This is a genomic window from Streptomyces sp. UF-297 (genome assembly GCF_058245575.1).
In genome coordinates, this window is the sequence record NZ_JBSIBZ010000113.1 from 1 (window position 1) to 26,967 (window position 26,967).

At 69.6% G+C, this 26,967-nt stretch carries 28 protein-coding genes and 1 pseudogene; 18 read left to right on the forward strand and 11 right to left on the reverse strand.

Annotated elements, in window-relative coordinates; genetic code table 11:
• Window positions 1-60 precede the first annotated feature (60 nt).
• A complete protein-coding gene (locus AC4IJH_RS38915; protein WP_490856718.1) occupies window positions 61-387 on the forward strand; it encodes a hypothetical protein in 327 nt (108 codons plus the stop codon).
• A gap of 234 nt (window positions 388-621) precedes the next feature.
• Window positions 622-1,029, forward strand: a complete 408-nt coding sequence (locus AC4IJH_RS38920) for a hypothetical protein (protein WP_490856719.1) — start codon at window positions 622-624, stop codon at window positions 1,027-1,029.
• Between the two features lie 178 nt (window positions 1,030-1,207).
• On the opposite strand, the gene AC4IJH_RS38925 is transcribed toward AC4IJH_RS38920, so the two are convergent.
• Window positions 1,208-1,675: a hypothetical protein gene (locus AC4IJH_RS38925; protein ID WP_490856720.1), complete on the reverse strand. Its 468-nt coding sequence runs from the start codon at window positions 1,673-1,675 to the stop codon at window positions 1,208-1,210.
• A gap of 306 nt (window positions 1,676-1,981) precedes the next feature.
• On the opposite strand from AC4IJH_RS38925, the gene AC4IJH_RS38930 reads away from it, so the two are divergent.
• The gene (locus AC4IJH_RS38930; protein ID WP_490856721.1) at window positions 1,982-2,821 is read left to right on the forward strand and encodes a DUF4231 domain-containing protein; all 840 of its coding nucleotides are present in this window, start codon (window positions 1,982-1,984) and stop codon (window positions 2,819-2,821) included.
• A gap of 80 nt (window positions 2,822-2,901) precedes the next feature.
• On the opposite strand, the gene AC4IJH_RS38935 is transcribed toward AC4IJH_RS38930, so the two are convergent.
• Window positions 2,902-3,033: a hypothetical protein gene (locus tag AC4IJH_RS38935; protein WP_490856722.1), complete on the reverse strand. Its 132-nt coding sequence runs from the start codon at window positions 3,031-3,033 to the stop codon at window positions 2,902-2,904.
• A 106-nt stretch (window positions 3,034-3,139) separates the two neighbouring features.
• On the opposite strand from AC4IJH_RS38935, the gene AC4IJH_RS38940 reads away from it, so the two are divergent.
• The gene (locus AC4IJH_RS38940; RefSeq protein WP_490856723.1) at window positions 3,140-3,418 is read left to right on the forward strand and encodes a hypothetical protein; all 279 of its coding nucleotides are present in this window, start codon (window positions 3,140-3,142) and stop codon (window positions 3,416-3,418) included.
• Between the two features lie 811 nt (window positions 3,419-4,229).
• Here AC4IJH_RS38940 and AC4IJH_RS38945 read toward each other — a convergent pair.
• The 3 genes from AC4IJH_RS38945 to AC4IJH_RS38955 all read right to left on the reverse strand — a co-directional run bounded on the left by AC4IJH_RS38945 (window position 4,230) and on the right by AC4IJH_RS38955 (window position 6,057).
• The gene (locus AC4IJH_RS38945) at window positions 4,230-4,748 is read right to left on the reverse strand and encodes an SMI1/KNR4 family protein (protein WP_490856724.1); all 519 of its coding nucleotides are present in this window, start codon (window positions 4,746-4,748) and stop codon (window positions 4,230-4,232) included.
• Window positions 4,749-5,213: 465 nt separating this feature from the next.
• Window positions 5,214-5,720: a hypothetical protein gene (locus AC4IJH_RS38950; RefSeq protein WP_490856725.1), complete on the reverse strand. Its 507-nt coding sequence runs from the start codon at window positions 5,718-5,720 to the stop codon at window positions 5,214-5,216.
• 22 nt (window positions 5,721-5,742) lie between these two features.
• The gene (locus AC4IJH_RS38955; protein ID WP_490856726.1) at window positions 5,743-6,057 is read right to left on the reverse strand and encodes a hypothetical protein; all 315 of its coding nucleotides are present in this window, start codon (window positions 6,055-6,057) and stop codon (window positions 5,743-5,745) included.
• Window positions 6,058-7,037: 980 nt separating this feature from the next.
• Between AC4IJH_RS38955 and AC4IJH_RS38960 the strand changes: the two genes are divergently transcribed.
• The 6 genes from AC4IJH_RS38960 (at window position 7,038) to AC4IJH_RS38985 (ending at window position 12,924) form a co-directional block, all read left to right on the forward strand.
• Window positions 7,038-8,066, forward strand: coding sequence for a 3-oxoacyl-ACP synthase III family protein (locus tag AC4IJH_RS38960; protein ID WP_490856727.1), 1,029 nt, complete (start codon window positions 7,038-7,040; stop codon window positions 8,064-8,066).
• Window positions 8,063-8,803: a glycosyltransferase family 2 protein gene (locus AC4IJH_RS38965; RefSeq protein ID WP_490856728.1), complete on the forward strand. Its 741-nt coding sequence runs from the start codon at window positions 8,063-8,065 to the stop codon at window positions 8,801-8,803. The genes AC4IJH_RS38960 and AC4IJH_RS38965 overlap by 4 nt, the downstream gene beginning before the upstream one ends.
• The gene (locus tag AC4IJH_RS38970) at window positions 8,803-10,278 is read left to right on the forward strand and encodes a class I adenylate-forming enzyme family protein (protein ID WP_490856729.1); all 1,476 of its coding nucleotides are present in this window, start codon (window positions 8,803-8,805) and stop codon (window positions 10,276-10,278) included. Before AC4IJH_RS38965 ends, AC4IJH_RS38970 begins: the two co-directional genes overlap by 1 nt.
• A complete protein-coding gene (locus AC4IJH_RS38975; RefSeq protein WP_490856730.1) occupies window positions 10,275-11,540 on the forward strand; it encodes a cytochrome P450 in 1,266 nt (421 codons plus the stop codon). The genes AC4IJH_RS38970 and AC4IJH_RS38975 overlap by 4 nt, the downstream gene beginning before the upstream one ends.
• Complete coding sequence (locus AC4IJH_RS38980; protein WP_490856731.1) at window positions 11,537-12,448, forward strand: NAD-dependent epimerase/dehydratase family protein; 912 nt, start codon at window positions 11,537-11,539, stop codon at window positions 12,446-12,448. Before AC4IJH_RS38975 ends, AC4IJH_RS38980 begins: the two co-directional genes overlap by 4 nt.
• Before the next feature lie 275 nt (window positions 12,449-12,723).
• Window positions 12,724-12,924, forward strand: coding sequence for a hypothetical protein (locus tag AC4IJH_RS38985; protein WP_490856732.1), 201 nt, complete (start codon window positions 12,724-12,726; stop codon window positions 12,922-12,924).
• Window positions 12,925-13,279: 355 nt separating this feature from the next.
• On the opposite strand, the gene AC4IJH_RS38990 is transcribed toward AC4IJH_RS38985, so the two are convergent.
• The 3 genes from AC4IJH_RS38990 to AC4IJH_RS39000 form a co-directional block, all read right to left on the reverse strand.
• Window positions 13,280-13,513 carry a hypothetical protein gene (locus tag AC4IJH_RS38990; RefSeq protein WP_490856733.1) on the reverse strand — a complete coding sequence of 78 codons (234 nt, stop codon included), beginning with the start codon at window positions 13,511-13,513 and terminating at the stop codon, window positions 13,280-13,282.
• 317 nt (window positions 13,514-13,830) lie between these two features.
• The gene (locus AC4IJH_RS38995) at window positions 13,831-14,631 is read right to left on the reverse strand and encodes a phytanoyl-CoA dioxygenase family protein (protein WP_490856734.1); all 801 of its coding nucleotides are present in this window, start codon (window positions 14,629-14,631) and stop codon (window positions 13,831-13,833) included.
• A gap of 1,148 nt (window positions 14,632-15,779) precedes the next feature.
• Complete coding sequence (locus AC4IJH_RS39000) at window positions 15,780-16,181, reverse strand: Lsr2 family DNA-binding protein (protein ID WP_490856735.1); 402 nt, start codon at window positions 16,179-16,181, stop codon at window positions 15,780-15,782.
• A gap of 57 nt (window positions 16,182-16,238) precedes the next feature.
• Here AC4IJH_RS39000 and AC4IJH_RS39005 point away from each other — a divergent pair, with 57 nt between their 5' ends.
• The 6 genes from AC4IJH_RS39005 (at window position 16,239) to AC4IJH_RS39030 (ending at window position 21,091) form a co-directional block, all read left to right on the forward strand.
• Window positions 16,239-17,312: a hypothetical protein gene (locus tag AC4IJH_RS39005; RefSeq protein WP_490856736.1), complete on the forward strand. Its 1,074-nt coding sequence runs from the start codon at window positions 16,239-16,241 to the stop codon at window positions 17,310-17,312.
• A 241-nt stretch (window positions 17,313-17,553) separates the two neighbouring features.
• Window positions 17,554-18,396: an SAM-dependent methyltransferase gene (locus AC4IJH_RS39010; RefSeq protein ID WP_490856737.1), complete on the forward strand. Its 843-nt coding sequence runs from the start codon at window positions 17,554-17,556 to the stop codon at window positions 18,394-18,396.
• Between the two features lie 57 nt (window positions 18,397-18,453).
• Window positions 18,454-19,275, forward strand: a complete 822-nt coding sequence (locus AC4IJH_RS39015) for an IS630 family transposase (protein WP_490856738.1) — start codon at window positions 18,454-18,456, stop codon at window positions 19,273-19,275.
• Between the two features lie 198 nt (window positions 19,276-19,473).
• Complete coding sequence (locus AC4IJH_RS39020; RefSeq protein WP_490856745.1) at window positions 19,474-20,550, forward strand: IS110 family RNA-guided transposase; 1,077 nt, start codon at window positions 19,474-19,476, stop codon at window positions 20,548-20,550.
• Window positions 20,547-20,870 carry a transposase gene (locus AC4IJH_RS39025; protein ID WP_490856739.1) on the forward strand — a complete coding sequence of 108 codons (324 nt, stop codon included), beginning with the start codon at window positions 20,547-20,549 and terminating at the stop codon, window positions 20,868-20,870. Before AC4IJH_RS39020 ends, AC4IJH_RS39025 begins: the two co-directional genes overlap by 4 nt.
• On the forward strand, window positions 20,840-21,091 hold the full coding sequence (locus tag AC4IJH_RS39030; RefSeq protein WP_490856740.1) for a hypothetical protein: 252 nt from the start codon (window positions 20,840-20,842) through the stop codon (window positions 21,089-21,091). The genes AC4IJH_RS39025 and AC4IJH_RS39030 overlap by 31 nt, the downstream gene beginning before the upstream one ends.
• A 203-nt stretch (window positions 21,092-21,294) precedes the next feature.
• Here AC4IJH_RS39030 and AC4IJH_RS39035 read toward each other — a convergent pair whose 3' ends face one another.
• Together AC4IJH_RS39035 and AC4IJH_RS39040 are read right to left on the reverse strand one after the other, a co-directional pair.
• Window positions 21,295-21,954, reverse strand: coding sequence for a dTDP-4-dehydrorhamnose 3,5-epimerase family protein (locus tag AC4IJH_RS39035; protein ID WP_490856741.1), 660 nt, complete (start codon window positions 21,952-21,954; stop codon window positions 21,295-21,297).
• A complete protein-coding gene (locus tag AC4IJH_RS39040; RefSeq protein ID WP_490856742.1) occupies window positions 21,951-22,619 on the reverse strand; it encodes a Gfo/Idh/MocA family protein in 669 nt (222 codons plus the stop codon). The genes AC4IJH_RS39035 and AC4IJH_RS39040 overlap by 4 nt, the downstream gene beginning before the upstream one ends.
• A gap of 797 nt (window positions 22,620-23,416) precedes the next feature.
• On the opposite strand from AC4IJH_RS39040, the pseudogene AC4IJH_RS39045 reads away from it, so the two are divergent.
• Together AC4IJH_RS39045 and AC4IJH_RS39050 are read left to right on the forward strand one after the other, a co-directional pair.
• Window positions 23,417-24,486 (forward strand): annotated as a pseudogene (locus AC4IJH_RS39045) (vWA domain-containing protein).
• Between the two features lie 713 nt (window positions 24,487-25,199).
• Window positions 25,200-26,189: a PI-PLC domain-containing protein gene (locus AC4IJH_RS39050; RefSeq protein WP_490856743.1), complete on the forward strand. Its 990-nt coding sequence runs from the start codon at window positions 25,200-25,202 to the stop codon at window positions 26,187-26,189.
• 384 nt (window positions 26,190-26,573) lie between these two features.
• On the opposite strand, the gene AC4IJH_RS39055 is transcribed toward AC4IJH_RS39050, so the two are convergent.
• Window positions 26,574-26,822, reverse strand: a complete 249-nt coding sequence (locus AC4IJH_RS39055) for a hypothetical protein (RefSeq protein ID WP_490856744.1) — start codon at window positions 26,820-26,822, stop codon at window positions 26,574-26,576.
• Window positions 26,823-26,967 lie beyond the last annotated feature (145 nt).

Here is a 26,967-nt window from a genome sequence, read left to right on the forward strand (position 1 = left end):
CCCCCCCCCCGCCCCCCCCCCCCCCCCCCCCACGACGGGTGCGTCAAGGAACCGGCGGGTGTGCCGCGCAGTCGCACCGAACGTCTGCAGGAGGTCGTCACCGCCGCACAGCGGCACCGATCCGAGATCGGACCGCTGGTGGGCCAGGACGGCGGAATGTGCGTCCACGACGCATACCGGCCCCGCATCGGCGGCACCGAAGTCCAGCTGCGCCGGCGCCTGAACGCCGTACGCTCGCGCTTCGACACCTACTCCCCCGAGCAGCAGGCACTGTCCGCCGGGCTCGGCCTGCCCTGGTCCCAGCCCAGCGGCGCACACGGCGACGGCGGCGGCAAGGAGCAGCGGCGGGCGCCAGAGGCGGGGGCGGGGGATTCGCCGTTTTCGTAAGGCGCGTAAGCCCTGCGAGGCCTGTGGCCTGAACTGACTCTCTCGATACGTAGGCGGCGGTCACGAAACCTGAGGCAACCGGTGAGCAGCGGCCCCGCGTTTCGTAAGGGATCGCTCTTCCCCTTTTACGTGTTCGGTCCCACTGATGTGCTTGCGTCAGCACTTGTGGAGGTGCCGCTGGCAGACGAGAAAACGCCGACCGGATAGCGAGGAGCGTGGTGAGAAGGTAGCCCTATGGGGTTGACCGAGAGCGACAGCGAGAGCGTCCAGTACGTACGGTTCCAGTCGCCGCACCGGAATCGGCGAGGCCACTTCACCGGCGTCTTTGGACTCATCAACACTCTGGCGCGGGAGGGGAAGCTCTCAGAGGAGCAGGAGCTCTTCCGCCGCGCCAACAACAGCTGGTACGACGCCGCGTACACCGACCCCTCGACCGTTGATCCCGCCGTTTACGACCATGAGATCAATCCTGGCGCCGCGGCGTGGTTCAAGCCGTCAGCCGCGCATCTCCTCACGCGAGTCCCCGGCTATCTGGAGATTCTGGCCGCCCACGGTGTCGACTGCCGAGTGCTGCGTTCCGCAGATCCGGGACGGATCATCTACGAGGACGACGTGCAGGTCGTCGTCGTGCCATACGCGTAGACCTCCACGGCCCGCGCGCACCGGAGCACCAACACGCACGACCCCTGTCGGCCCGGCCTGCCCCGGCGCGACCCGGGCGAGGGGATACCGGCGGGGCGGAAAGCGTCGGTAGCTATCCCGGGCATCGCGCGCAGGCAGCACGTCACCGGGGATGTCATCGGCACCGCAATCGGGGCGCTCAGCGAAAAGGACCGAGCTGCCGCAATGCCGGGCCCGCCTTGCAGATGGCGCAGGCGACGACGGGCTCCTGGCCGACCAGCAGCCCGGCCATCTCCCGGTCGGTGAGTGTGGCGGCCGTGGCACCGGCCATCGCGCAGTCCATCCGGTGCACGAGAGTGCTCTCGCCGCTGGGGGCCTGCTCGGTGCGCCAGCGCCGGCGCTGCTCGGGCGGCGGGGGATCGAGCGTCTCGTAGATCTGGCCGGGCACCGGCTGCACCACCGGGTAGGGCGCGCTGAACTCGATGATCTGGCTGTGCTGGATCGGGCCCCGCGGGGTGTCGACGCGGCAGGGCAGCAGCAGCTCCAGGTCGTACCACCAGGTGCCGGAGCGGTCCCGGCGCCGACGCCGGGCCACGGCCGTCAGGCGCTGCCCGTCCGGCAGGGCGACCCGAACCTGGGGACCGGTGACGGTGACATCGTGCTCCACCCACCCCACAATACGCGCATCCGTTCGATTATCTGGCGAGGCCGGAGACTGCCCGCGCACAGCTCCGCCCCCGCGCGGGCACGGGGAGGACAGCGGGCCAACCGGAGGGTAAGGCGGCGGGGCGAGCGGCGCGGCAGCGAGCGATCCAGCCAGCGGGAGAGCCTTTGCGCCAATCCTGCCGAACAGAAACCGCCAGCCCGCGCGCCCGCGCTACACAAGAGGCTGAGAGGTGATCGTGATCAGCGATGACCCTGAGCAGGGCTGTTGTGACCATCAGCCCGTTCGGCCCATGGGGGAAGCCCGCACATGCCGCAGTCCGGCCTCGGCTCAGACGCCCGTATCGATGCCCTGATAGGCCACCGGCGGACCGTCGCCAATCTCCAGCGGCAGATCAAGCGGACCCGCATGGTCAACATCGTCGGACTCGTCGGGGTGGTCGGAGTTCCGCTGCTGCTGCTCCTTCTTATCGGCGCCACCGCCCTCACCTGGCGGCGCTACAACATGGCGCCCATCAACGTCTTCGGCTTCTTCGTCCTCGCCGCCCTCGCTATCGGGTGCTTCCTCTTCGTCGCGAACTTCGATACCGGGCAGTCCTTGGGCCAGGACGAGGACGTAAAGGCAGTCGCGGAGCTGAAACTCGACCTCGAACTGGCCGAAGAGAAGCGGATCCTGGCCGCCGCCCAGGTCGCGCGCGCCGCCTTCGAACGGCAGTACTCCTATAAAGACGCCATTCCCCGGGAGATCGACCGGCTACGCGCCGAGAGCGCGACCTACCGCCGTCGGCACAACTGGCTCCAGTGGACGCTCATCCTCTGCTCCGCTGCCATCCCCGCCGTCGCTGCTCTCTACGACCCTCCGCAGCCCGGCAAGGGCATGCTCATCGGCCTCGGCGCCGCCGTCTCCGTCATCACCTCGGTGATGGGCTACTTCAAGTTCAAGGAACGCGGCTTCAACCTCCAGCAGACGGCCGACGCCATCGAGCAGCACACCACCGCACTCGAACTGGCCATCACCCCCTACAACCGGCCCGACGAGAAGGAGAACCTGAAACTGTTCGCCGAGAACGTCGAAGCACTGCGGATCGAGCAGCGCAAACGCGAGCAGCAGCTCGACCAGCCCCACCAGGGGCAGCAGGAGGTCGTGTAAGGCCATCCGGTCGCTTCGGCCCCCACCTGGCAGCTCCTTACGCTCCGCACCACCTCGCGCACCCGACGGCTGCGCGCCGCCTACCCCACCTCAGCTGCGATCAGGCGTGGCGCCTCGCCCGCCTGCACCGACATCCCGACCAGGCACCGTACGCCCACGCCCACCCGCGCCAGCACATTCACGGAGGCGCCCCCGACGGAGGTGCTGGCCAAATCCCGCCCCACCGGTGATCGACTCCTGACGCACTGTCAGTGGCCGCTGCTTTCCTGAAAGGACCCGGGCGCATCGTGGCGCGCCGGGGCGAAGGGGGAGCAGCCGATGGTGCAGGTGAGAGCGTACGAGCGCGCGGACGGCACGAAGGTGCGGGCCCACTCGCGGTGGGCGCCGGGAGCGCGGCGGGAGATGACCATCGTGGCGGTCGCCGCGCTGGTGGTCCTCGGGCTCGGCGGGACCGGCACGGGCAACGGAGGCGAGGCCGGCCAGCGAACGCCGCGGCCGACACCGACGGCGGTGTACCCGGTGAAGTTCCCCGGCTGGGACAAGCCGCGGCCCCGGCCCACACCGACGGTCTCGTACCCGATCCGCTTCGACCGCTGACCCGCCGTACAGTCAAAGAGGGCATCCGCAGCCAGCTCCCATGGCTTCCACGTCCTCGGTGGTGAAGACGAAGACCGCGCCCGAGGCGGGGACACGGATCGCGCACTGGTCATCATCTGTCAGCGGCTCGTAGTTCTCCCAAGAGCTTCCGGCCTCTCTCAGCGCCCGCAGCACTTCGCTGTACGGGGGGGGAAACCCGAAAACGTCTCCATCCGGCCCGGCTCCCGCGTCGGCCATTCCATCGTGGGCACGTCCGTCTGGACGACGACCGACCAGACTACCTGGCAGTACGCGGGGCAGGTGGCGACCTCCAGGCTGCCGTACCCGTACAGATACGGCAGCCCGTCAGCTCCGGTCGAGGAGCCCCGCGCCCACGGAGGCCCCAACACCTCAGTGATGTCCTTGAGTTGGGCGCCTAGGTGCGCCGCGCCAACGCAGCCGGTCCGGGCGAAGGGTATAAGGATGTCCAGAACGTGCGTAAGGTGCAGGATTTCATGGCAGCGCCTGCCTGGCTCCGTGCCGCGATGACGCGGCGCCGGCCCATCAGACAGTCCCTAACGCGTCGCCCCCAGGCGAAGACGCACTCGAAGTCCTCTCTGCGCGCGATGGAAGCCGTGCGCACGCACATGGGCGAGAAGAACGGCGGCCCCGAGCACTGGGTGGCACCTGGGCGGTTGGATGCGGCTGGGACCTGTGCTCGACCTACGTCGCCTACGACCGCTCCGGCACCATCAACGACCCCACACAGCCAGACAGACCCCGGCGCCGCACCGGCACCGCGAAGAATCACCGCTGGACGCGCCGTAGCCGATCAGACATATCCCGGGTCGCCTGTGGCAAGGAACCGTGTCACGGACCGCTCCAGCAACTCCAGAAACTGCCGCAGGTCCTCAGCCACTCTGTCGAACTCCGGCTCGAACAGGGTGGCCGTCCGCGTCCGGTATACCGCTCCCTCGGGACCTATGGCATAGGACCGGCCGTCGCCATGCCACCCGATCACCAGCCCACACGGCTCTCCGCACTCGTCTACGCAGACAGCCTCGTATTCCATGATGTCGTGCGCCGAGTAGAGCGCGTAGGCGTTGCCGACATCCGCCAACTCAACGGTGCCGATGGTGGCGCAGAAGGTGACCAAGTCAGCGCAGGCCTGTGTTTCGCGGGCCAGAGCACGAGCCGCCTCCTGGTCCTCCCGGTCGGCCAGCCGGACCTCGTTCTCCCCCGGCGGAAAACCGTACGTGTGCTCAAAGCCCTGCAGCATACGGCTCAGGGCCTCATTCATCCTGCCCGCCCACGACAGCAGCCAGGCCGGCGACAAGGAACGCTCACTCATGAGCCAGATCCTCACACGCACCACTGACAGTCCCGCAGAACCGAGCAACGAGGCACAGGCAAGTAGAGGACGGGGCCGCCGCGTGCGCGGGGCCGCTGCCGAGCACGCCGCCACCGGAGCCGACCAGCCGCGGGGCCGCGCCATCCCGCGTGCGGGCCGACGGACGGAATAGACACCGGAATCGCTCTCGCGCGAGGGCCGCATCCAGTGATCAGACTGGTAGCCACAATTCCCCCGAACACGTCATTCTTCGGCCCAACCGCCTGCAGCACACTGACAGCAAGCTGCTCGGCGGCCCGCTCAACTGCGCCACAGGCGCCGGATAATAACCCTCCTGACGGTGACCGCTCTGAACAACCGACCCCGACCAAATCACACTCATGGCATCCACCCGACAACACCCATATCTCCCGATGTAATTCGCCCCTCAGCGATGCCACATCAGGCGCCCCCGCCCATCGCCTCTCACCCAGCTTCGGCGTCCACGGCGTCGAGCACGGTTCGGTCGAGTTGGACGACTGGCTCCCCGCTCGCACGGTCTTGACAGGTTTTCAGTCGAATGCGAATGAAGGAAAAGTCCGCGACGCCATTTTCCATGGCGAATTCCCCACCACGATCAAACAAGACGATGAGGGGCTCAAACGGATCTTCGAGGTCAGGAAGTTGCGCCCCAGAATCATCACTCAGCACAGCCCACCGAACCGCCGCAAGACACATCTCCCGCGCAGTGCTGCGAACTCCGTTCTCCTCGAGTTCACCCCGGAGCGAGGCGCTAGCTTCATCGCCTGCACGCCTTTCTGGATCCACAAATCGCGCAAGATCAAAGAACGGCCATTCTTCCGCTGCGTTGTACGCCTGGGCCCACAGGGCCATGCGGCGGAGAAATTCACGAAACAATAGAGAGCGCGACGCAGCGTGCTCGAAAGCTGCATCGTCGTCCCGCCACCTAATCTCGGCAATCCTCGTCAGCATCTTGCTCGCCAGGGGCCCCTCTTCACAATCCCATCCTTGCCTTGGCTGCACGGACAAGAACATCAAGGTTCGACAGATCGTCGAGGATGCGTTCCTCATCCCAGTAGCTCGGGTGATCGCTAAGATACGACACGCTTGCCTCCATGAGATTTTTCTCGACGCACTCATGGGCCAGCAAGTTGCGCAGCTGCGTCGGTTCATCCAAGTCGCGCTTCGGATTGACTCTGAGCGTGCCATTCTCAGCACGCCGCCAAAGGTCCGCAATTTCGCGGTCCGGGGTGAAGTGGGCGTCACGCATAACGGAGTTGGGGACGTTCTGGACGTCATGGCGCTCCAAGAAAAGGTTCTCTTTCGCCTACTGAATCACAGACTCAGTGAAACCAGCATTCTCAGCGATCCCCCTGACCTCCGTCGGGGAGTTTCTGATCTCGACAGGGATTGCTGCAGCTTCCACGCCTCGTTCCGCAATCTACTTTTCGACATCCTTGACCTTGCCTTCTCCTCCGCCCACATGCCAGCCAGTATCCTCACTCTTGATGTTGACGGGATCCCCGGGACTCGGCGAATGGCCGTCGTGACCGCCACGAGACGACTCACCGTAAGCACTGCCACCAGCGCCTTCGCCGGAACTACCACCAGCACTGTCACCAGAGGTGTGCTTCGTATGCCCACCATCGTGGCCGCTGGTGCCGCCAGATAGAGGTTTGTCACCGCTGGCACCGCCGGATGTGGTCGCCTCTCTCCTACCGCTGAACCCACGGTTCTCCCCGCGAGCAGAGACACCATCAGACTCTCCCTCGACCGCCCTCGTGCGCATGGTGGGTCAGGTCGCGGTCTGCGCAGTCGGATGGGACCGCCTGCATGCGCAAGGGACGCAGAGCGCAGCTGGGACATCGCGATCCGCCAGGCCGCGGCCAAGCCGTCGGGAGCGTCAAGAGGCAGCGCGAGCAACGTGAACGGCCTGTTCGCCAACTGCCGTTGACTGGGGTCCGGCCAGAGAGGACCGATCCCCAAGGATGGCGTACGCAGCCTGCTCTCCCGCATGGGTGTACTCGTGGCAGGAGTTGGTGACATCCGACGACGAACGGCAGGTCACAGCGTACGCGTGCGGTTCCGCTACGGTTTTGGCCCAGGCGACGTGTTTCTGATCCTGTGGATGCCTGTGCTGCTGTGCGGGGTATTGCCCGTCCAGTTCTGATCCTCGTCGCTGAGGTGTGACTACCCGGCTGCCTGGCTGTTGATCTTTCCGCTCGTGCTCAGACCGCCTGAGTACCATCGCTCACGCCGGATGTCCGGATCGGTCCGTAGCCTCCGGGCATGCACAGTCCAAATGTTGTCGTCCCTGGTCAAGTCCGCGTCGGTATCACCGCGGTGGGCACCTGCCTGCCTGACCGGATTCTGCACTCCGCCCACCTGCGCGAGCAGATAGCCGCTGACAGCGGACTGCCGTTGCCATCGGGGATATTCGAGCGTGTGACCGGGATCGTCAGCCGCCGGATCGCCGGGGACGGCGAGTACGCCTCGACCCTGGCTACGGCCGCCGGGCGCAGCGCGCTGGCGCGGGCCGGGCTCGATCCGCTCGACGTGGATCTGCTGGTGTTCGCCTCGGCCAGCCGCGATGTGGTGGAGCCGGCGACCGCGCATATCGTGCAGGCCACCCTGGGCTCCCGGGCGCACGCCGTGGATGTGACCAACGCCTGCAACAGTTTCATCAATGGCATTGACCTGGCCCGCACCATGATCATGGCCGGGCGGACCCGGCGGGCTCTGGTCGTGACCGGCGAGACCCCGAGCCGTGCGGTCCGCCGCGCCCCCGCGGACCTGGCGGAGTTCCGCGACGCTTTCGCCGGCTATACGTTCGGGGACGCCGGTGCGGCGGTGGTCCTGGACACCGTGGAGCGCGGCGGCATCGTCGATGTGGACACCGAGACGCATTCCGAATACTGGGGGGTCGGCGGGATCCCGGGCGGCGGCTCGCGGCACCCGCGCGGGGACGAGTACACCTACTTCCACGGCGACGGGCGCGAGCTGCGCGACACGTTCGAGAAGGTCGGCCCGGCGGTGCTGGACCGTGTCCGCCTCCGCAACGGCTGGGACTGGAACGAGTTCCGGTACGTCCTGGTCCATCAGGTCACGGTTCCCTATCTGGAGCGGTTCGTGGAGCTGACCGGCGTGCCCGGGGACCGGCTTGTCGTGACCGTGCCGGAGCTCGGCAACGTCGCCAGTGCCACCCTGGGCATCCAGCTCAGCCGCATCTATGACGAGTTGCTGCCCGGTGACCGGGTCCTGCTGGTGGGGCTCGGCGGCGGCGTGAGCATCATGACGATGGTGTGGGAGAAGGCATGACCCAGCTGTGGGTCGTCGTACCCGCCCATCAGGAGGCCGCACGGCTCGGGGGCACCCTGCGTGCGCTGGCCGCCCAACGCGACCGGGATTTCACGCTCGTGGTGGTGGACAACGCCTCCACCGACACCACCGGCGCCATTGCCCGCGCCTTCGCCGGGCGGGCCCCGTTTCCGGTGCGGGTGCTGGACGAGGTGGACAAGGGGGTGGGCTGCGCGGTCGACACCGGCTTTCGGTACGCGATCGCCAACGGGGCGCGGCTGCTGGCCCGCACCGATGCCGACTGCCTGCCCCACCCCGGCTGGACGGCTGCCGCCCGCACGGCACTTGAGGTAGGTGCAGGTCTGGTGTGCGGGCGTATCGAGGCCCGCCGCGACGAGCACGGGATGGTCGGCCGTGCCGTCTTCCGCGTGCTGGTGCGCCTGGCCGGGTTCTTCGGCCGCATCCGGCCTGCCCACTGGCGCCGCCACGGCTACCTGAGTCCGTACCGGATGCACGCGGGCAACAACATGGCCATCACCGCGGCGCTGTACGAGAGGGTCGGCGGGATGCCGCGGCGGCCTTCTCCCACCGACCGGCTGTTCCTGAACCGGGTGCGCCGGTGCACCACCGACATCGTTCACGCCCGCGACATGGTCGTGGCCAACTCCACCCGGCGCCTGGCCGCCTACGGCCTGATCGGCACCGCCCGCTGGTACCTGGACAAGGGCAGCGGCCACCTCGGGGAGGACCCGCGCTGATGCTCGACACGCTCGCCTCTGCTCTGCGGCGCACCCCCAACCGGCCCGCTGTCCTGACGGCCACCCGCACCGGATCCGTACGCACCCGGGCCACCTGCGGGGACCTGGCCGACCTCGCCGACCGGTACGCGAAAGCCCTGCACGGGCGCGGCCTGCGCCGCGGCGACACCATCGGTGTCGCGGTGCGCCCCGGGCCGCGTGCGCTTGCGGTGCTGCTCGCGGTGCACGGGCTCGGACTGCGTGCGGCCGTGCTCGATCCCGGCGCGGGGCCGGAGGTCCTGCGGGCCCGGCTCGCCCTGGCCCGCCCGGACCTGGTCATCGCGGACGCCGCAGCCCAGGCCGCCGCCAGCTGGGCGCGGCCGCTGGCCCGCCGCGCCCAGCTGGTGCTGCCCGACCTGTCCGCTCTTGGGCCGGTGGCCACCGTCGGCCCCCGGCTGCCGGGCTGCGCCCCGGCGCTGGACGCCGATGTCCACACCGGTGTGCTGCCGCGTGCGGTGGACGACGACGGGGATGCGGTCATCGTGTTCACCTCGGGAACTACCGCCCGGCCGCGCGCCGTGGTGCACAGCCGCTCCTCGCTCGCCGCCGGTATGCGGACGGTGACCGGCCTGGTGCAGCCCCAACCGGGCCGGCCGGTCCTCGGCGGCACCCTTTTCGTCCTGGTCCCCTCCCTGGCCAGCGGAGCGCCGGTGGCTCTGCCGGCCCGCTCCCCGCGGGTTCTGGCCCGGCAGATGGCTCGCCTCGCGCCGCAGGCCACGTATCTGACACCGCCGCAACTGCGGGCCGCCCTGGCCGCGCAGGCGCGGTTCACCGGCCGGGTGTGGACCGGCAGCGCCCCGGCGAGTGCCGCACTGCTGACACGCGTCAAACGGGCGGGGGCCGCCGAGGCATGGGGGGTGTATGCGCTGACCGAGCTGTTCCCCGCCGCCGCCGTCGAACAGGCGGGCAAAGCCGCCTTCACCGGTATCGGCGATCTGGTCGGCGCCCCGCTGCCGGGAGTTGAGGCCAAGACCAGCGGGACCGGTGAGCTGTTGCTGTCCGGGCCCGCGGCACGCGATCGCTACCTCGGCGAGGATGCCGAGCCATGGGTGGCCACCGGCGACCGGGCGCGCATCGAGGACGGCCGGATCGTGCTGGAGGGCCGGTGCAAGGACATGGTGCTGCGGCGGGCGGAGAACATCTACCCGGGCCTGTACGAACCCGCCCTGCACATCCCCGGCGTCGAACTCGCCCTGCTGGTCGGCGTCCCGGCCGATGACGGTGACGAGCGCCTGGCCGCCGTCGTCCAACCACGCCGCGGGGCCGACCCGGCGCGGCTACGCGCCGACCTCGAAGGACCTCTGGCCCGCATGGGCACGGCCCGGCCGGATGCCCTGATGCTCGCCGATATCCCGCTGTCCGGCCGTTCCCGCAAGCCCGACCGCGCCGCCGCGGCGCGACTGGCCGCCGAGCAGCTGGCGAGGCGGAGCCGATGACCACCCCGCCTGACCCCGGGACCACTGTGGACAGTGGCGCACACCCGCCCGCGGACGCGGCGAGCGCGCCGCACCCTGCACCCCTGCCGCCCCGCCAACAAGCGGTCGGCGCACGTTTGTTGACCCCGCCCTTCCCTTCATCCCCGACGGCTGGCCGCGCGCGCCGTCGCGACCGCCGCGTCTACACCCGCTCCCATCCGCTGCTGTTCGCCCTGCTGGCCGCGACCCGCCACCGGCCCGTGGTCCGGATCGGCCCGGCCGTCCTGGTGCACGGCACCGACGCGTACCGGCAGGCCCTGACCCGGATCCCGCTGGACCGCACGGCTGCAGGGACCACCGGAGGGGCCGCCCGGGAACTGTCCGGAGGCGGCCTGCTCTTCGACCAGGACGGCGGCGGCCACCGCGATTCCCGCCGCGCCATCGCCGACGCGCTGGGCTCGGCCGGGGTGCAACGCCTGCGGCCGGTGTGGCAGACCGTCCTGGACCGCCGTCTCGCACCGCTGCGCGCCGGCCAGCCCCTGGAAATGGTGGCACTGGCCCGCGAGCTGGCCGGGGTGACCGTCTGCGCCCTGCTGGAGAGTGCCGCCGCCCCGGAGAGCGTGGCGGAAGCAGCAGCCGAAGCGGCAGCTTCCGCCGTACGGGATCACCTGCCCGGGCCCCGGCCGCCCGGCACACGCGCCGCAGCAGCCCGCGCAGCGCAGCACATCGAGGACCTGCTCACCCCGGACGGCACCGCAGACGCGGGACTGCGGGCGATGCTCGCGGTCGCCGCGGTCAGCACCACCATTGCCGCGCTGCCCCGCGCTGCCGCCTGGTGCGCGGACGCAGGCCTGTGGGAGCAGGCCGCCGACGGCCTGCTGCGGCCGTCCCTGGTGACCGAACTGCTGCGCGTCACCGCCCCCTCACCGCTGCTGCCCCGCGTCGCCGCCGCCGACGCCACGCTCGGCGGCTGCCCGGTGCGCGCCAAGGACCGCCTGATCCTCGTGGCCCGGCACGCCGCACACGCACACCACCAGGCCCCCGACCCGTACCACCCCGCAGCCCCCGCCATAGCCCAGCTGGTGTTCGGCGCCGGGCCGCACGCCTGCCCCGGCGCCCACCTGGCCCGGGCCCAGCTCGATGACACCCTCGCCGCGCTCGCCCCCTACCGGCCCGTTGTCGTCCGGGCCCGGTCCGACCGCCGGGCGGCGCTGCCCAGTTGGCGTTCCCTGACCATCCGGGCGACTGCCAGCCCGCCCGAACCGACGGAGAACAACCCGTGACCACCATCGCCGTCACCGGAGCCAGCGGCTTCTGCGGCTCCCACATCGCCACCACCGCCGCCGCCCGCGGCATGGGCGTCCTGTGCCTCGGGCGGCGGCCCGGCCCGGTCGGCCGCCATGTCCGCTGGGACGCCGCGGCCGCACCACCGGATCTCGCCGGCGCCGACCTGGTCGTGCACTGCGCGGCAGCCGTCGGCGACCCCTCCCCCGGCTCCCCGGCCGAGGCCACCATGCGCACCGTCAACATCACCGGAACCGCCCGGCTGCTGGAGGCGGCGGCGGGCCGCCCGGTGGTGTGGGTCAGCAGCGCCAGCGTGTACGCCCCCGGCACCGGCCGCTCCCTGATCACCGAAAACCACCCCTTACAGGGGCAGTTGAACGCCTACGGGCGTACCAAGGCGGCGGGCGAGGCCCTGGCACTCGCCGCCGGAGCCGTGGTGCTCAGGCCCCGCGCCGTCTACGGACCCGGCGACCCGCACCTGGTGCCCCGGTTGCTGGACCGGGTCCGCGCCGGCCGGCTGCTGCTGCCCGGACGCGATGTCCGCTTGAGCCTGACGGCGGTCGAGAACCTCACCGCCGCCTGCCTGGCCGCCGCCGACTGGCCGCCGGGCGCCTACAACATCGCCGACCCCGTGCCCTACCAGCGCGACGAGGCAGTCCGCACCGTCCTGCGCGCCCACGGCATCCCGGCCCAGGTCGGCCACCTGCCGCTGCCGGTGGCCCGGACCGCCGCGGCCACCGCCGAAATCCTGTCCCGGCTGCGGCCGCACACCGAACCATGGCTGACCCGCTACGCCGTCGACCAGCTGGCCCACAGCGTCATCCTCGACGTAACCAAAGCCCGGCGGCAGGGGTGGACAGCGCCTCGCACCCTGGCCGACTACACGCGAGCAGTCGCCGCCCGCTGACGCCCCAGCACCTCCATAACGAGCTGCTCCGGGGCCGCGCCGAGGAACGCCCCACTCTCCTGATCAGCCCCGCCGCCGGTGACGGCACGGACAGCGGATCCACGAGGGTGGGGGGCAGTCGTCAGCGGACCGCAGCCCAGCGGGCGGCGTGCGGTGCTCATGTCCGCTGATCCTAGAGGGCGTTGCCGATGCCGGGAACGCCTGGTCAGCGGCGCCCGCGACATGATCGCGACACCCGTGCGGGACGGTGGCACCCCGGCTGGAGGAAATAGGCCGTGTCGGTCCCGACAAGTCCGTCCGCCACGTCGCCGCGTACGGCTGCGAAGTCGCTGGGCATGTTGCTCTACTGCTGGAACGCCCACTGGGAGGTCTGGGAATCCGCCGGGCTGGCACAGCGCACCCCTGCAGACTGCGTACGGTCCGCCGAGATCCTGCTCGCGGTCTTCGCCGACGGCCCTCATGGCATGCGCCCGTAGCGCCGTCTTGGCCGCTCGCGCTGTTTCCGTTCAGCGGGGCAGCATCGCTTTAGCGGGGCAGCATCGCTCCGTCGGCCACAGGAGATCACCGTTAGCTCCCTGGTGCCACAGGCTCGGTGGCGCCTTCGTCACGGTGCATTCTCCCTCCGAGCCCGGCGGCGGGCAGTACGGCTACATCCAGGCCGCCGGCGACCGGCCTCTGGTGTGGCGGGAAACGGTTCCAGGCCGCGTACGGTCAAATGATGGGCCGAGGGTGCGTGTCTCCTCGCGGCGCGGTCCGGCCATCGCGCAGGCTCGGATGCTGCCGAGGGGGACGCCCTTTGGGGCGAGGCCTGCGCCCCTTTGGGGCGAGGCCTTAGCGAGCCTGCTCGAGCAGTGCCCCGCAGGGCAGGCTGCCGTCGTCCGTCGCGGCGGCGAGGAGGTCGAGTGCGGTGGAGGTGATGCGTGCCGTGTAGGTCGATGCGGCCACCGGGCCGGTCCAGTTCCGTCCGGAACTGTAGGCGAGGAGTTTGAGTGCCTGGATCTGCCCGTGCTGGTCTACTTCGGCGGGCAGCGACGCGAACAGTTCGTGTGCGGGCCTGCTGTGCACGGCGTCGGCAACCTCGCAAACCGTCACTCGCCCGGCATCGGCCGGAGTGCAGTCCGCTGCCTGGCCGACGGCGAGGGAGTGCAGGGCGAGGGCGATCTGGGCACGGGCCTTGGCCTCAACCCCCGTACGGCCGCAGTCCCGCCTCCAGCAGCTCGGGGGCGTGGCGAGGTGGGCCCAGGCGGTCTTGTCCGCGGCGAGGTCGACGATCAGCGTGGTGCTGCCGGCGGGGCGGCGGCGCGGTTCGTTGTGCAGCCATTGCCAGGGCAGGGCGGTGCAGCGGACGTTGGCGGCGCTGGTGCCGGCGAGGGCGGGGCACTTCAGTCGGTGCCCTCCCCGTCCGGACCGGGAGTGTCCTGTCCCAGGCCCCGGCGGATCGCGATCTCCACGGGTGAGTACGCGCCGTCGGCCCGCTCCAGTTCGTACGGCGTGGCCGGCATCAGCGGCGGCTGGGCCATGAAGCGCGGCCGCACGCCGTGGTGCGGCTGTGCCGCGTGCACCAGGAACGGATGGCACAGGAAGACGTCGCCCGGGGACCCGGTGGCCAGGGCCAGTGGCCGGTGGTCGGACGCCGCCACCAGATCGGGCGCAAGTGCCAGCCCGCTCGCCCCGTCCTCCCCGTACCTCTCCAGCACCTTCGGCACGTCGAGGTGTGAGCCGACCCGGATCCGGGTCGGGGCGTCCTCCTGGCCGACCTCGCTGAACAGGAACAGCATCAGCAGCGCCCGGCCCCGGGAGCGCAGATTGGTGAAGTACCAGCTCTCCCCCTCGGGCAGATAACTCCCCTCGATGTGCCAGCCCGCGTCGTCCGGCTCCTCCTCGTGCGGGAAGCGCAGCGGGAACGTGCCCAGCGAATAGCGCGGCTCCCAGCGTCCCGCGCCGACCAGCAGGTCGTACGCGCGGTGCAGGGCCGGGGAGTTGGGGGCGGCGGCGAACGGCCCCTGCGCCATGCCGGCCACCCAGTGCACAGGCTGCGTCCACGTCGCCGCATCGTGCGGGTCGCAGCCCGTCTCCCGCCACAGCAGCCGCGCGCAGTCCTCTGCCACGCGCGGCGCGACGGCGCCCTCCAGCTTCACGAAGCCGTCGCGCAGGAAGCGGGATACCAAGCTCGTGTCATCCATGGTCGTGTCATCCATGTCCCCATCGTGCGGCGGCACCGGTCCCTATCACCCGACATTTTCCGCACCGTCTTTGCCGGGTGTTCACCGAGCCCCTTGTTGCCCCCCCTGAGACCGAAAGTAACCGCCCTGTGGTCACACGACCGCATTGCCGACGGCCCGGCGGCCGGCGTGCGGTGCCGATGTCTGGCGGTCTCAAGGGCATTGCTACTGCTCACAACGGCTGGCCGACGGCGGCATGCGGCAACGTCGCGACATCTGTGCGGGACAGTGGGACCACCGGTTGGAGGAGGCAGCCCTTGTTCGTCTTGCGTCATCCTTCGGTCGCGCCACGGCATGCGGATGCGGGGGCGCTCGGCACGTTCGTCGCTGTTGGAAGGAGAACGAGGCAATCCGGGAGAGCACCGAGCGGGCGCAGCGCGCCCCGGCAGACTACGTGCGGTACACCGGCGTGCTGCTCGCCGTCTTCGCCGACGCCCGGGAGGATGCGGGCCGATAGCCGCGGTGGGGGCGGCCGGCGAGTCGACGTCTGACGCCGCCCCGGCTGCGGAAGGTGACGGCCGCCCGGATCCGCCGTGCACCGCTCGGGACCGTACACGTCCGTAGGTGTCGGCGTGCGCCGGAACATGCATCGGCAGGTCGGCCCTCCGAGCCGAGATCCCCGGTAGCTCTGCGTCCTGTCGCGCTTCACCCGGCGCGCAGCCGGGCCGGCGGCACGGTCCTCACCGTCGACGCCCTACGTGCAAAGGGTCCTCGCCGCACTGGTGAGGACCCTTTGCTATGGAGCGCCCGGCAGGCCTTGCACCTGCATTTCCCACCGGTTGGTGGGCGTCTTTCCTTGGACCACAGACGCGCGACTCCTGTGCCGTGCACCGGAGTTACGTAAATGATCATACAGGGTTCCGGGGCACGCCGACGACGGGCAGAAGCCGGCCCGGGGTTGTGCCCTGAGGTGGGGGGTATCGCAGCGTCCGCAACCGTGTGCCGTTGGGCACGACAGTCGGCCCTGCGGCGCTCGCACCGCGCCTGCCGGATGCGAGCGCCGTTGCCTCGCGTGTCATCGCATGGCCGGCGCTGCGCCAGGCGCGGCCGGTCGGCGGCCTCACCTGCCGCAGCTGAGGCGGGCGTCGCCTGATGCGGTGCCGGTTCGGCTACCGGCCGTCTGCCTGCTGGTAGGCGTCCAGGACCTCGCGCGGCAGGCGTCCACGCGGCGGCACGTCGTATCCACGGTGGCGTGCCCACGCGCGGACGTCATCGGCGGGAACCGGGCCGCGCGTTGGTGCACCGACGGGGATGTCGGCCACACCGGTCTCGGCGGGGGACAGCGCATACGGCGTGAACGAGGCGGGGCCCCAGAGCGATTCATCGTCGCAGCGACCCCGCCCCGTTGCTTGGAACCCGGGGCCGCTGGTGGCCAGGACGCTGGTGACCGCATCAGGGGCGCGGAAGCAGACACTGGCTCGGGCAGGTGTGGGGGTCAGGGCGTTGTCCGGTGCGCATGCCGGCCATGGCGGCTCCCTGCGATGGTGAGGCGGCGATATGTGATGATTCACCGGCGATCACCGGTTCGGGGAAAGAACCGGGCACGGGTGAAGGGGCGGGAACACGGCGTGGGCAAGAAGGGATCCATCTCGGATGAAGAGTGGGACCGCTTTCTGAGGGAGGCCGGGGCCGAGGCTCCGAGCGCGCCCGAGGAACCTTCGGCGCGCGAGCGGATGGCGGCACGGCGGCGTAAGGAGTCCGGTCCGCCGCAGGGCTGGCGTACGTATCCGACGGCCCGGCGGCGGCGTGGCAACGGCTGGTATGTCGTGGGACTGCTGGCCGCGGTCGCCGTGCTCGTCGTCGTCCTGGTTCCGGGGGCGTTCACGGGGTGGTTCGAAGACAGCAGCGGTACGCCGCTGGCCTCGGAGTCAGAACGCCCCGGGCAGCCTCCGGCTGCGGAAGCAGCCCGACGGCCGACCCTGGACGAGCCGTTCAGGGGGTCGCCCGCCGCGCGGTGGAGCGACGGGGCGGCCGGTATCCATCTGCCGGAGGCCAAGGCCGCAGGCTGGATGAACCGGGCTCAGGTCGCGCAGGCCCTCGACCGGTCCCGGGACTTCCTCGTCTCCTCCAGTCTGGATTCCGGTGTCCTGCGCGGAAAACGGCCGGACCAGGCCATCGCGTTGATCAACCCGCATCAGCGCGACGTCCAGGACTACCTGGCGGCCGCGTTCCGCGCGCCCAGCAAGGAGAACGACCCCCTGCTGCTGTTCAGCCGGTTCGAAAAGTCGCAGGTGCGACTCGTCGGGGACGTGGTCAAGACGCGGGGGCGGATCACGTTCCGGGAGGGAAAGCGCGGTGCGGTCGAGGTGAGCGCCGACGTCACCTACGTCTACCCGGTCGTCCGTGCCACGGCCGGCAGCCAGGACATCGTACGCACCATCGTGCGCCGCGAGACCGTGATGAGCTGGGACGACCCAGCGAAGGTGATCACCGAGCCGGGGACGTTCTCCCTCGTCTCGTACAAGCTCGACGCCACCAACGGCGGCTGCAGCACCTACACCGGCTACTTCACCCCGCCCTTCGGCGCCCAGCGCACCACCCCGGACGGTCCCGAGGTCGACCCGTACGACCGGAGCAAGTCGATGGACACGCACCAGCGGGAGAGCGGCGAAGCCGGGTGCGGGACCGCCACCCGGTCATGACGGCGCCCGCTGCTGCATCCACCGCGCCCTTCACCAGGTGCAGCGCCTCTCGGTGACTGCTGCCGGAGTCCCGCCGGACCATTAGGGCGCAGCCGGTCTCTGCCGTGGGCGGGCCGGCATTCCGCAGATCTCCCGGCCTCCATGCGATGTGATGGCTTGTTTGCTCTCTGTGACGGGAGTGGTGAAGAAGGAGAGGGTGATCTCTGCACCGGACCAACTCACCGAGTGAGCGGAGGCATCCATGCCGCAGGACAGCGCACCGACTCCCGAGGACACGGCACGCAGCTATTACGACACCGACGATGTCGACGCGTTCTACGGCGCCGTGTGGGGCGGTGAGGACATCCACACCGGGATCTACGCCGATGAGCACGAGGCGATCGCGGACGCTTCCCGCCGTACCGTCGAGTGCGCCGCCAACAAGGTGGCCGACCTGCTCACGCCGCAGAGCACGGTGCTGGATCTCGGGTCCGGCTACGGTGGCGCCAGCCGCTACCTGGCCGGGCGCTTCGGCTGCCGCGTCAGTGCCCTCAACCTCAGCGACGCCCAAAACCGGCGCCACCGCGCCGCCAACGCCGCGCGCGGCCTGGACGGTCTCATCGAGGTCGTCACCGGGTCGTTCCAGGACATTCCTTATCCGGACCGGCGCTTCGACGTCGTCTGGTCCCAGGAAGCGTTCTGTCACAGCGGCGACCGGGCGCGCGTGCTCAGCGAAGCCGTACGTGTCCTCAGGCCGGAAGGGGCCCTGGTCTTCACCGACTTGATGGCCGCCGAGGACACCCCCGAGGAGGTGCTGCACCCTGCCGTGTCCCGCCTGGGCGTGGACGCGCTGGCCACGCCGGACTTCTACCGCCTGACGCTCACCGGGCTCGGCCTCGCCCGTGTCGTCTTCGACGACCACAACAGCCAGCTGCTTCACCACTATGTGCGCCTGACCGAAGAGGTCCAGCAGCGCGAGAATGAGCTGCGCGGCATCATCAGCCCCGCCTACCTCGACCAGCTGCTGGGCAATCTGCCGCTGTGGGTGAACGCGGCCCGCCGCAAGCATCTGCGCTGGGGCATCTTCCACTGCCGCCGCGCCTAGTGAGCCGGTCCGGAGTTGTGCTGTCTCATCCGGTGGTGGGTGCGGTGTGATGGGGGTATGGCGGGTAAGTCGAAGATCCCGCTCGTGCTGACGCAGGACGAGCGGCGGAGGCTGGAGGGGTGGGCGAGTCGGCGCAGTACCGCGCAGGGCCTGGCCCAACGGGCGCGCATCGTGCTGATGTGCGCGGACGGCAGGACGAACAAGGCAGTGGCGGCCGAGCTGGGCGTCTGCCGGGAGACGGTGGGGCGGTGGCGCAACCGTTTCGCTGTCGACCGGTTCGCCGGGCTCAGTGACGAGGCACGGCCCGGGGCGCCGCGCACGGTCACCGACGCGCAGATCGAAGAGGTAGTGGTCAGGACGCTGGAGCAAGTGCCGGAGGGTGCCACCCACTGGTCCAAGCGGGAGCTGGCGAAACAGGTCGGGCTGTCGCCGACCACGATCCACCGGATCTGGCATGCGTTCGGTCTCAAGCCCTGGCTGGTGGAGGAGTTCAAGGTCTCCACCGACCCGTTCCTGATCGACAAGATTCGCGACGTGGTCGGCCTCTACCTGGCCCCGCCCGCGAACGCGGCGGTCTTCGCGGTGGATGAGAAACCGCGGATCCAGGCCCTGGAGCGGACCGCACCGGTGCTGCCGATGGTGCCGGGCACCCCCGAGCGCCGCAGCCACGACTACCACCGCAACGGCACTGTCGACCTGTTCGCGGCGCTGAACACCGCCACCGGCAAGGTGATCGGCAAGACTTCCGCCCGGCATGCGGCCGAGGACTTCAAGGACTTCCTGGAGGAGATCGACCGCCAGGTCGATCCCGGTCTGGCGGTCCACCTCATCTGCGACAACTGTGAGGATCATGGTGTGCCGCAGGGGGCCGGGGCCTGACCCGTGTGACAACTGGCCGCAGCTGCCTTGGAGTGGAACTGTCGACTCTGGCCCCCTGTGGTGCGTACTGCCGCCGGCCCGGTGAACGTGTCCCGATAGGGGCTTTGCTGCACAAAGCACCGTCACAGTTCTGACCGCCCACCGGACCGGTGCCAGCCACCAGACCCAGTCCAAGGGAGCCTCGTGACCGTCACCAGCATGCCCCAGCCGACGCTGCCCGCGCAGCGGCTCTCGGGTCCGGCGGAGGAAGTGATCCTCGGGGTGGATACCCACAAGGACATCCACGTTGCCGCCGTCATCACCACCCTGGGTGCCTCACTCGCCCACCAGGAGTTCCCGGCAACTGCCACCGGATATCGTCAACTACTGGCCTGGGGGAGGTCGTTCGGCGTCCTGCGCCGGGCGGGTGTCGAGTGCACCGGATCCTTCGGGACCGCGCTGACCCGGGTCCTGCGCCGCGAAGGCATCGACGTCGTCGAGATCAACCAGCCCGACCGTGCCACCCGACGCAAGCGAGGCAAGACAGACGCCATCGACGCGGACGCGGCAGCCCGCGCGGTGCTGTCCGGACGGGCCACCACCGTGCCAAAGAGCGCGGATGGCCCCGCGGAGGACATGCGAGTTCTGCGACTGGCCAAGGAATCGGCCGTCAAGGCCCGTACCCAGGCGCTGAACCAGCTCAAGGCCGTCCTCCTGGCCATCGACCCGGACCTGCGCGAACTGCTCACAGGACTGAGCAATCCTGCGCTGGTCGCCACCTGCGCGGCCCTCGACGTCGACGACCGGGGAGAAGCCGTCTTCACGATGCGCCTGCTCGCCCGCAGAGTCCAGCACCTGACCGACGAGGTCAAAGAACTCACCCGACGCACCACCAGGGCTGTCCGCGCGTGCCGCCCCGAGATGCTGGACCTGGTCGGCGTCGGACCCGACAGTGCCGCAGTTCTCCTCATCGCAGCAGGTGACAACCCGGATCGGATCACTGACGAGGCGTCCTTCGCCGCTCTATGCGGCGTCAGTCCGGTCGAGCAGTCCTCCGGCAAGACCCAACGCCGCCGTCTGAACCGCGGAGGCAACCGACAAGCCAATGCCGCCCTCTACCGCATCGTGATGACCCGCATACGCTGGGACAAGCGCACACAGGAGTACCTGCAGCGACGCACTGCCGAGGGCCTGTCCAAGCGCGAGATCATCCGGTGCCTCAAGCGGTACGTCGCCCGCGAGCTCTACCAGCACATTCAACCCCTGGCCACCAGCCAACTTCCCTCTGCGGCTTGACGAAACATAGGGGCTTCCTCTCCACGCACAAGGCGCCGACGGTCAGGAAGTGGCTGCTCGGACACCCCCGCTTCGAGCTGCACTTCACCCCGACCTACTCGTCGTGGCTGAACATGGTGGAGCGGTGGTTCGCCGAGCTCCAGCGGCGCCGTCTCGATCGCGGGGTGTTCTGCTCCACCGACGAGCTGACCGGTGCACTCGAAGAGTGGATCAAGTTCTGGAACACGAACGCCAAGCCGTTCAAGTGGACACGGACCGCAGACCAGATCATCGACGCCATCGGCCGTTATTGCGACAGGGTCTCCGGACCGGCTCACTAGCCACCGAAGTCGCCACCCGCGCGCGACTGGCCGGCGGTGCGGCTCGAGGACATGCGGCGACCGGCAACGGCCGCCCCGGTGTCATCTCCTGGAGCGCGGACGGCACCCCGCTCTCCCTCCTCGCCTTCATCGTCGCCGACGGCCGTATCACCGAGATCACCACTGTGACCGATCCGGCCGAACTCGCGCTCATGCTCATGGACCTGCCGGAAGCGGTGTGATGCCCTACCGGCGATGGCCACTCGTCCTCGATGTGGTCCGCGCCGGATCCCGCAGAGACGGTGAACGTGGCCGCCTGACGGGCGGGGAGTGCGGGCCTGGTACCGCCGTGAGTGCCCCGCACCGACTCCGGGGTGGGCCCCGCTGGTCGTACCGCCCGATACGAGTGCCTACACCGCCCCCACTCCAGCTCCTCCCACTCCTCCTACCCCTGCTGCCGCCCCTCCTGCTCCCGCCGTTCCCGCTCCCCGCGCCCCAGCTTCCGGTAGTGGGCCAGGCACTCCTCGTACGTGGGCAGCAGACCCGCGGCGACGGCCTCGTCCAGACTCGGTGCGGCCCGGTCCTTGTCGGACATCACCGGATCGCGGGTCAGGTCCCAGGGAATGCCGATGCGCGGGTCCAGGGCGTTCACATCGATCATCGTGCCGTGCACGTACTCGGTGGAGCAGAGGTAGTTCATGCACACCTCGTCGGTGAGGGCGAGGAAGCAGTGGCCGATGCCGTCGGCCATGTACACCCCGATCCCCGACCCCGCCTCCTGGCGGGTCACCTCGTACTGCCCGAAGGTGGGCGAGCCCACCCGCAGATCGACCGCCACGTCGAGCGCCGTGCCCTTGACGCAGGTCACCAGCTTCGCCTGGCCGGGCGGCAGGGACGTGGTGTGGATGCCGCGCAGGGTGTCGCGGCACGAGACGGAGTAGTTGACCTGACCGACCCGGAAGGGATAGCCGATGGCCTCGGTGAGCGCCTCGGAGCGGAACGCCTCGAAGAAGCGCCCTCGGCGGTCGGGTATCGGGGCCGGAGAGATACGGAAGGCACCGGCGATGCTCAGCTCGGTGACCTCCGGCCGCGGCAGGGTCTTCATACCGTGTGCTCCTGTCGGACGTCGGTGCGGACCGCGGTGGCCGCGATCTCGTCGATCAGACCGGCCAGGCGGATCGACGCCTGCTCGGCCCGGCGCTGCTCCTCCCGGACGGCACCCACCTCGCCCTCCGAACCTCCTGAATCCCCCGAATCCCTCGCATGTCCCGCATCCATCTCGGTCCCCTCAGTCCCTGTAGCCCCCGCAGTCCCCGACCGGCACAGCACCGCACGCACAAAGACCCGGACCATCGCGGCGAACTGATCGTCGGCGGCCAGAGAGAGGTGCTCGGTGTGGTCCTGCCGGTCGATGCGGACCACGGGCTGCCAGGTGGCCGGCGGGGTGAACACCCGGTCGAGGCTCAGCCGCCCGGTACTCCCCGAGAAGGTGTAGTCGGTGCGGTACGAGTGCTCCATTCCGAAGGTCAGCTGTACCGGCAGCCCCTCGGGAGTGGTCAGCAGGACGGCACCCGACAGCACCGTCCCGTCCCGCCGTTCGCGCAGCGTGGCGCCGGTCAGCCGCAGGTCGGAGCCCAGGAAGTGGAGTGCGGCGCGCGCCGGGTACAGAGCCAGGTCCAGCAGCGCGCCGCCGCCCAGGTCGGTGCGGTTGCGGATGTCGTCGCGGGGCTTGGGCGGAATCGTGTGGGCACTGGACCTGGGCCCAGCCAAGGGCAGGGGCAAGGAAGCAGCCCACCTGGCCCGCACCGGCGTCACCGCGACCGCCGTCGGCTTCTCCCCCGTCCAGGTCGCCCGCGCCCGCACCTGGTGGCAGCACGATCTCCCAACTGTCCTTCGTCCAGGCCGTCGTGCGCGACCACCTCGACGGCACCGACACCGCCTTCGACGCGATCTACTCGGTGTGCGCGGGCGGTGTGGTTGACCGGCCCCGAAGAACTGCTTCCCCTCGCCGCCCGCCGACTGGCACCAGGCGACGTGTTCCCCTTCTCCCACGCCGGACCGACTCCCGGCACCTATGGAGCGCAGCCCCTGCGCGGCACGTGGCGGGAAGGGCAGGAACGCGAACTGAGCGTGCCACGCTGGCAGTACGACCCCGGCACCCGGCAAGACCTGCTCAGACGCAACGGCTTAAGGAGTCTCAAGGCCCGCATCCTCCCCTCTCCGCACCGCTCCGGCGGCCTCGGCGCACTGCCGGTGCGGCGGCGTCGGGGGCGGAGTTCGCCGAGAGGTATTGGCGCGCGCAAGGCCGAGGCAGCCGGGCGGGATATCTGCCTCGTCGCTTCAGTTTTCAGGTGGCCCGTCCGGCCACGTGATGTGCACCAGCCTGCTGCGCTGTCTGCGTTCCCGTCCGGGTGGCCGAGGCGAGGGCCGTGCGGCCGTACCGTCGCGGCCGTGATGCCGGGTACGGCGCCGGGTGGGGGCAGGTGAGGGGAGGTCAAACGCCGTTGTCAGTGCCTGCCCATAGAGTGAAAACATCACTCGGGAAACACCGGAGGGGGAGCACAGACGTGTCCGCAAACAGGATTCAGCACAAGGTGAATCACGTCGCGCTGGTCGTGGACTGTTCGGGTTCCATGCGTCCGCACGAGAGTCAACTCGTGCGCGTTGTGGATGAGTTCGTAGCGGGACTGAAGGCCGAATCGGACAGTCTTGGCCACGAGACCCGGATCAGTCTCTATTCCTTCGACCACAGGGTGGAAAACCTGGTCTGGGACATGGACGTGAAGCACCTGCCGTCCATGCGGGGGCTGTACCAGGTCAACAATGGTGCCACGGCCCTCATTGAAGCTTCATTGAAGCTTCTTTGAAGTCCCTGGACGACCTGGGCCATATCTGGGAGGAATACGGCGAGCACAGCTTCCTCCAGATCGTGGTGACTGATGGTGAGGAGAACGCCTCCGGGGGCGACCGGCGCCACGACGGTGACATGGCCATCCTCGGCCCCTGGCTCGACAGGATCACAGCGAAGATGGGCGCGCTTCCGGGCCACTGGACTTCCGCGATCCTCGTGCCGAACTCCCTGGCCAAGCGGACCGCCCAGAACTACGGTTTCCCGGCAGGCAACATCGCCATCTGGGATGCCGATTCCCAAAAGGGCGTCGAGGAGGCGATCGGCACCGTGCGCGCTGCCGCCACCAGCTTCCTCAGGGGGCGGGAGCAGGGTGTGCGCGGCACGAAGAACCTGTTCGCCGTCGGTCAGGACATATCGGTGGACGAGGTGCGGGCGAATCTCGAACCGATTCCGGCCGACAGGTATCGGCTCCTGAAGGTCGACAAGGAGGTCGAGATTCGCCCCTTCGTCAATTCGCATCCGGGCGTCACGTACGAACGTGGTGCGTGTTACTACCAGTTGGGCGCCCGGGCTCAGGTTCAGCCGAACAAGGAAGTCATCGTGGTGGAGAAGGACACCGACCGCGCCTATACGGGTGACGCGGCGCGCAGCCTTCTGTTCGGTACGGGTATCCAAGGAACCGTCTCCGTGAAGGCGGGGAACAATCCCAAGCTGGAGGTCTATGTACAGAGCCGATCGGTGAACAGAAAGCTCAAGCCGAACACGCGTCTGCTCATCATGCTCTGAGCCTCTCCTCTGACCTCGGTCGAACTGTGCCGACTGTGCTGTGGCCACGTGGGCGCGAGTCCCTCGGGAGTTGCGGACGAAGGCGGGGCCACAGCCGGCTGGAAGGCGTCCGGCCACCACGGTGATGGCCTCGACGGCGCCCGGCGCCGCTGTCCATGAGGCCGTCATGGGCGTTGGTCCAGTTGGCACTGTTCGCCATGTGCAGCGCACAGCGCAGCCCTGCAGCGTTGCGTGCAGCACATGGCGTTGTGTGGTGACGGTCAGGCGCGTACCGCCGCATCAACTCCCGCACGCGCCGCATCGGTCCCGTCCTCGTCAGCGCCCCGTTCCCAGATGCCTGGGCACCTGAGCACCATCGCGCTGACGCCACCCCACTTACTCACATGCAGTGCGGCAGGGGCAATGGCCGGGTCAGCAGTCAGCCGAGGCGGTTCCCCGGCCGGTCGCGCGGACGGTGTGAGGGCTCTTGGCAGAGGCGTTTCCCGTCCCGGTGCGGCCGGAGCGTTCCCTCCAGGCGCTCCAGGCCGCTTGCTTCTGCCCTGGTCGAAGCCCGCTTTCGCGTTCCTGCGTCCCGAAGTGCCAGGTCTTCGTAGCGGCCGGGAGGCGTTACCCCGCATGCTCGGGTGGTTCGAGCGCCACATCCAACAGCCTGGTGCGTATGGAGAGATCCGTGGTGTGCCGGGTGGTGGGACCGACCTGAAGGAGTACCTCTCTTGACCACTCACCTCAGACATGGCACCGGACCGCGGGCGGTGTTGGTGCTGTTAGCGTCACTGTGCGCGATCATCGGGGGCACCGTGCTCGGTACGGCCCCGGCGGCAGCAGCCGATCAGCGTCATGCGATCTACGCCATCGCGCACCGGGTCAACACCCTGGACGGGGTGGACGCCGCGCTCAGCCATGGTGCCAACGCCATCGAGATCGACGTCTGTGCCTGGTGGAATCCCAACGAATGGCGCGCCTGGCACGACTGTTCCTCGGCCGGTGACAACCGCCGGGGCCCCAGCTTCGACAGCATGATCGACCGTATCGTCTCCCACGCCCAGGCAGGACGTCGGCTGGGTCTGGTCTGGCTGGACATCAAGGACCCGAACTACTGCGGAGAAGCGCAGAACCGTACGTGCAGCGTCGCCGGACTGCGCGACAAGGCGCAGCGGCTGACGGCCGCCGGTATCCAGGTGCTCTACGGTTTCTACGAGTACCACGGCGGCAGCACCCCGGACGTCGGCGGCAGGGGCTGGAAGAGCCTGGAAGGCAGGCTCGGCCCGCTGGAGGGCATCACGACGACCGGGACCCGCGATCAGGTCCGCAGCGCCTTCAACCGCTCCGGTTCCGGATTCCCGGCCGGTCGCCGGGTGATGGACTACGGCGACGGCAATATCACCAACGGGTTCGGCAACTGCACGGAGGCCGGCTACTACACGTGCTCGGAACTGAAGAAGGGCGCCGCGGACCGTGCCGCCGGACAACTCGCGGCCACGCTGTCCTGGACGACCACCTACAACGATCCGTGGTACGTCGACAAACTGCTGGGCGATGCGCGGGTGGACGGCATCATCGCGGGCTACGGCAACTTCACCGGAGAGCACGAGTACGACAACAGCTGGCAGTGCGCCAACGCCATCAACCTCGTCCGTGACTGGGTGAACCGCCACAGCGCCACCCACCGCATGGCCACCAGCGGCGACCGCCTGTTCAGGTAGCCGAAGGCCGGTCTTCAGCCCCCCCGGGGGGCCGACTCCGCGCCGTCATGGACGGCGCGGGCACCTGGCTCAGGTCGTCATCGGTAGCGGTAAACGGTGCGTGCCCCGGGGCCGACCGCGCGCAGGGCCTCCGCATGTCCTCGTACACGCCACGGGCACCCGGGCGCAGGCCAGGCGCCTTGTAGTTGCCTCGGCGCTTGCCACGGCCCGACTCCGCGCAGACGACGCGGAGGGCAGATCCGTGGTCCGGGACGTCGGCGCGGGCACGGGAACTGCGGTGCGTGTGCGGGAAGCGGAAAGTCCGCTGCCCTGGTGTGGCGACCGGGGCAGCGGACTTTGTTGGCGCACCGTCGGCGGGGCGGGTCCTCGCCGGGTGGCGGGTGGTCAGCGGTTGTAGACGGACATGATGGCTTCGCTGTCGTCGCACCACACCTCGCGGTAGCCGTTGGCCTGGGCCTGCGGGAGTTCCGCCGCTTCGCACGCCGCCTTCGAGGGGTGCCTCTCGGCGCCGACGGGGACCCAGCCGTCGCCGGGAGGCGGGGCGGCGAAGGCGGTGGTGGCGGTCAGCGCAATGGCGATGGCTGCGGCGCCGACAGCCAGGGCGGCGCCGATACGCGTACGCCACGACTTCATCTCATCGTTGTCTCCTTGCTCGGCTTTCGCGTTCTGAGCTGGCCCCGCCCGGAGAGGTTCCTGGCTGCGGGTGGTCAGCCGATGGGGTTGACGAAGGTGGCCGGGTGGGTGGCGCCGTCCTGGTGGACGAGCGGGCCCCAGGGCC